Consider the following 4404-nt stretch of genomic DNA (forward strand, 5'->3'; position numbering starts at 1 on the left):
GTCAGGAATTGTGGGCGGATTAAGATTGGTCAGGTTGGTGAAAGAAAAGGAAGAAAAAATGATTTTTAGTCGTTCGCAAAAATTAGGAAAGAAGAATCGCCAGCATTCTTTTACATTAAGAGGAGTGTAATATGAGATTAAGATATTATTCGGGAGTAGTTGCTGTATTGTTGGTTTCAGTCGTTATATCGAGTGCTACGAATAATGCGGAAAGCGAAAAGGCGCTTGTTGAGCGTGCGCGCGCGTTCTGGTCGGACAGAAAATACGAAAATGCGGAGGATATATACAAAAATCTTCTTGAAAAATATCCCACTTCTGTATGGTCGGATGAATATAAATTGGAAATGATAAATTGTTATCGTATCACGAACAAATACGATGAGGCAATCCGCAAATGTAACGAATTTATCAAGAACAGGCCGGAAAGTTACCTTATTTCGACGATAAGATATAGCCTCATGTCCATATATGTTTATCACAAAAACGACTTGGAAAAAGGAGAAGGTCAGGCGAACATAATAATTAAAGAATTTCCCGGAACGGTTTACGAACAATATGCATTAGGTTTTCTTGCTAATATTTACAGGAGGCAGAAGAAAACGGACAAATTTGTGGAAATAGCCTTGGACTCGCTAAAAAAATATCCCGATAGTTGTGGAGCCGTGTGGCTTCATTATAGTATGGGGAAAATTTATTTGGACAGAAAAAATTACAGTAAAGCCCTTGTGGAATTTCGCCAATCGTTTGAAAATAGAACGAAAGATATGACTTACGCTTCCGTATCGTGTAATTCAATATTTTACTGTTTAAAGAGACAGAAGGACTATGAGGCGGCGGCCGCGTGGGCGGAGAAATGTATCGACAAATATTCGGACGAATTCTCAACTGAATATCTGCATTACAGTCTCGTTTTACTGTATCCGAGCCGCCTTAAACAACAGAAAAAAGCCGACAAAGCGTATGCTGCTTTTAAGATGAAATATCCTAACTCAAAATATACGGATGACCTCGAAGATAGGCTTGCCGCTATGAGGCAAGAGGCTAGTATGGACAAACTGCTATTGAATATAAAAGATACGGACAGTAGTGAAGAAGAAGTCATAGACCTGAAATGAATGTTGAATTTTAAATATGAGTTTAAAAAGGGAAAACGGAACGTTCGTTCACTTACACAAAAATGAGATACCCTTAATATTCCCTGAATAGGCACTCTTTCTGTTAAAAATAGCAGTAATAATTTCATCATCAAAAAGCTAACATTCGTGTAGAATACTGGTAAATCTCCGCAGTTCTTGCTGTGAATTGAGCTGTCATTTGGTATGATAAACCAGATGTCGAAGATGTTGTGCGCTGCAAACAAATTATTTGTTTGTAAATGAAAAATCAGGAGGTGTTGTTATGAAATTTTACCACGTTTTTATCATTGGTCTTATATTGTTATCAGCAACATTTATCAGTCGTTCAAACGCCGCTGGGGATTCAAAGCTATTATGGGTCGCAGTTACTGTATTTGATGGAAGAAACAATAAGTCTTTTCCTGAGTATTATGGGCAGATTAATCAAAAAAGTGTTGACACTCTGACAACTAAAACACAGGAATTTCAAATGTTTAAATTAGAGAATATTTTTTGGGTTAACGATGAGGGGGAGACCGAAAAATTAAGCGATTCTAAAAAGCACGGAAGGCTCCGTGGCTACACAGACACTGCATATTTTCGTTCAGATCAAATTTACAGGATTGTTTTTCTGGATGAGGATTATGTAACAAAACTTTTAAACAATGTTAAATAGATATTTGATATAGTTAGCAAAACAAATAGAAATTATCGCCTTGAAAATGAGTAATAACAATTTAGGTCTTTTTGTTGTCTAAATGTATATGGAGAGATAAATGAAGAAGAGAGGAGTCATTAAATGAATAGGGAGCAACCCAAAAGAAAAATAAATGTAATATTAAAAATTGGCTTGCTCCTTCTTGGTTTCGGCACGGGACCTATTTTATTGCTTGTTCTTCTTGAAGCAATGGGTATTAATACAAACGCAGGGAACGCAGTTGGCCCAGGACTGTTACATGTTATAACATTGTGGCCAGCCGTGGTGTTTTTAGTGCTAGGTATAGTTATAAGCCTGATCAAAAAATTAAAGAAATGGTTCCATCGGAAGAAAAAAAAATGATTTTTAGTCGTTTAAAGAAATTAGCAAAAGAATACGGGAGCAGTAAAATGAAAAAGATTATGATGCTTTTTGTTATTGTATTGTCCTTGCAGAATAATATCTATGCAGGCAATAAGAAACTTTTGCAGACAACTCTTAAACCGGGAATTTTAGTAGGGGAAAGTTTCATTTCAAAAAGTATTTTTCTTGAAAGTAAGCGATTGGGAAGGGTTCATAATATAGTGAGAGGTGACCTCGATGCAGCGCCAGGCGCTGAAATAGGTATTACATGGGATACTTGCGATCAAAATGGCGGCGCAATATTTTGCAATGATGATGGCGAAATAATATCAACGGTTATATTCAGCAGTAGAGCAATGAATTCTACAATAATTGATGTTGAAAAAGATGGGATTTGCGAATTTTTAAGCGGCGGTTCCTGGTCCCGTAAAGTTCTTTTATTGAATCATAATGGTACGCCGGAGTGGATTTTCAGCAGCAAAAGAGGAGTAAACGGATTAGGATATGCGGACATTGACGGCGACGGAAAACTTGAATTCGCTTTGAGTTTTAATGGGGGCGGAGTGGTGCGACTATTAGAGAGCAATGGCGAATTGATTTGGAAAAGTGATGACTCTAATGCGTGGCATATCGAAATGGCGGATACCAATCAGGATGGTAATCTTGAAATAATCAGCAGTAATTCTCGCGGGAGCATAAAAATACGGGATAAAGAGGGGAATATTTTAAGTGATGTAAGACCGGAAATATATTTCAATAAGTTTACAATCTCTCCTTGGCCATCATCTAAAGACCGGGAATATATTATCACGAGCAGAAAAGATGAAAAGGTGTATGTCATGGATTTTGGGGGCAAAACCATTGCGAAATATAATGCGCCTAAAACAATAAAAACTCTCAATATTTGTGCGGCTCCCATTCGTTTAACAAAGGATAAACCGCAATATTTTGCGGTGCTGATTAAGTTACTGGCGAGTTGGCGCAGGTCGATACTGTATCTTTATGATGATAAGGGTAATATCGCATATCAGGAAATTATTCCAGATATATGTGAATCGATATGTGTTATAGATGCGGATAAATCAGGGAGTCAGAAAATTTTAATTGGCGGCACAGGAAAAGTTTGGCAATATGAATATCGTGGGAATAGTGAATGAGTTTTATAGAAGCATTCAAGAACTTTTTTAAAAGGGAAAAATCAATAATGAAGTCATTTGTATTTGTTGTTCTTAATTTATTGTCGGTATTAGTATTGTTATCGGCGCTGGTAATTTATACATCTTTATTTAAAATAATGCCTTGGTATGAACCTTGCGGCATGCAATTTTTAGCGATATTTATGGTATTTGATCCAGCTTTTTTAATTATAGGAATCTCTTTGCTTGTTCTGGACAGATTTTTTCATATTTCAAGACTTAATAAATGGCTTCCATTTATTGCAATAATAGGTATTTCCTTGCCAGTATTCCTCGACGGTAGCATTAGTATAACAACAATCTTATTTGGCACTTCAATAGGCATTGTGTTGTGTGTATTAACCATAGCCACAACAATTAGAAGTTTGGTTTTTGGGAGCAGTGGAAAAAGTGGTGCGGAGGAAAGTCGTAATGAGAAAAAATAATATTTTTAAGTTTGTGTCCATTTGCGTTGTTTTTATAGGAGCAATTTTCCTGACTATTAAGAATTCAACTTATATTTTTAATAAGGGGATTCATTATATTGCGGGAAATAGAGGTAATATTTCAGAGAAAAAAGCGAATAAATTGGAAGAGCAACTTTTATCGAACCCAGGGGATCTAAATGTACGGGAAAAGTTGCTAAAATATTATTTTAGGCACTCTAAATCAGAAAGTAGCCGCAAGAAAAAACAAGAACATGTGCGTTGGCTTATTAATAATCACCCGGAGTCTGAAATAGCGGGTCACCCATATGCCGAGCTCAATCCTATTTTAGATAAATCCGCTTATAGCGATGCTAAGCAATTATGGCTCAAGCAGGTGGAGAGTAATAAAAGTAACGTGAAAATACTTATGAATGCAGTAAATTTTTTCACGCTTTTTGATAAAGATTTGTGTATAAAAATTTTGAAAGATGTCCAGCGCATTACCCCAAATGACGATGAAGCATACAGAAAACTTGGCCATATATATTCTTTAGAAATTCGGAGCAGTCATGGCAAATCAAGGAAAAAGATAGCCAAGCAAGCATTAGATGAATATGAAAAGGCTA

General features: G+C 36.2%; 6 protein-coding genes. All 6 read left to right on the forward strand.

Annotated elements, in window-relative coordinates; all coding sequences use genetic code 11:
• The first annotated feature begins 131 nt into the window (after nt 1-131).
• Nucleotides 132-1115: an outer membrane protein assembly factor BamD gene (gene bamD, locus FP827_04670; GenBank protein ID MBA3052367.1), complete on the forward strand. Its 984-nt coding sequence runs from the start codon at nt 132-134 to the stop codon at nt 1113-1115.
• A gap of 283 nt (nt 1116-1398) precedes the next feature.
• Nucleotides 1399-1791, forward strand: coding sequence for a hypothetical protein (locus FP827_04675; GenBank protein MBA3052368.1), 393 nt, complete (start codon nt 1399-1401; stop codon nt 1789-1791).
• A 123-nt stretch (nt 1792-1914) separates the two neighbouring features.
• Nucleotides 1915-2175, forward strand: a complete 261-nt coding sequence (locus FP827_04680; protein ID MBA3052369.1) for a hypothetical protein — start codon at nt 1915-1917, stop codon at nt 2173-2175.
• On the forward strand, nt 2172-3332 hold the full coding sequence (locus FP827_04685) for a VCBS repeat-containing protein (protein ID MBA3052370.1): 1161 nt from the start codon (nt 2172-2174) through the stop codon (nt 3330-3332). Before FP827_04680 ends, FP827_04685 begins: the two co-directional genes overlap by 4 nt.
• On the forward strand, nt 3329-3796 hold the full coding sequence (locus FP827_04690; GenBank protein MBA3052371.1) for a hypothetical protein: 468 nt from the start codon (nt 3329-3331) through the stop codon (nt 3794-3796). Before FP827_04685 ends, FP827_04690 begins: the two co-directional genes overlap by 4 nt.
• On the forward strand, nt 3783-4404 hold a 622-nt coding region (locus FP827_04695; GenBank protein MBA3052372.1), incomplete at its 3' end, for a hypothetical protein. The genes FP827_04690 and FP827_04695, both read left to right, overlap by 14 nt.

The organism is Candidatus Omnitrophota bacterium, assembly GCA_013791745.1.
GTDB lineage: Bacteria > CG03 > CG03 > CG03 > CG03 > CG03.

Excerpts from the sequence above, each read along its gene's own strand:
- bamD (MBA3052367.1), top strand. The coding sequence starts at position 132 with ATGAGATTAAGATATTATTCGGGAGTAGTTGCTGTATTGTTGGTTTCA.
- FP827_04675 (MBA3052368.1), top strand. The coding sequence starts at position 1,399 with ATGAAATTTTACCACGTTTTTATCATTGGTCTTATATTGTTATCAGCA.
- FP827_04680 (MBA3052369.1), top strand. The coding sequence starts at position 1,915 with ATGAATAGGGAGCAACCCAAAAGAAAAATAAATGTAATATTAAAAATT.
- FP827_04685 (MBA3052370.1), top strand. The coding sequence starts at position 2,172 with ATGATTTTTAGTCGTTTAAAGAAATTAGCAAAAGAATACGGGAGCAGT.
- FP827_04690 (MBA3052371.1), top strand. The coding sequence starts at position 3,329 with ATGAGTTTTATAGAAGCATTCAAGAACTTTTTTAAAAGGGAAAAATCA.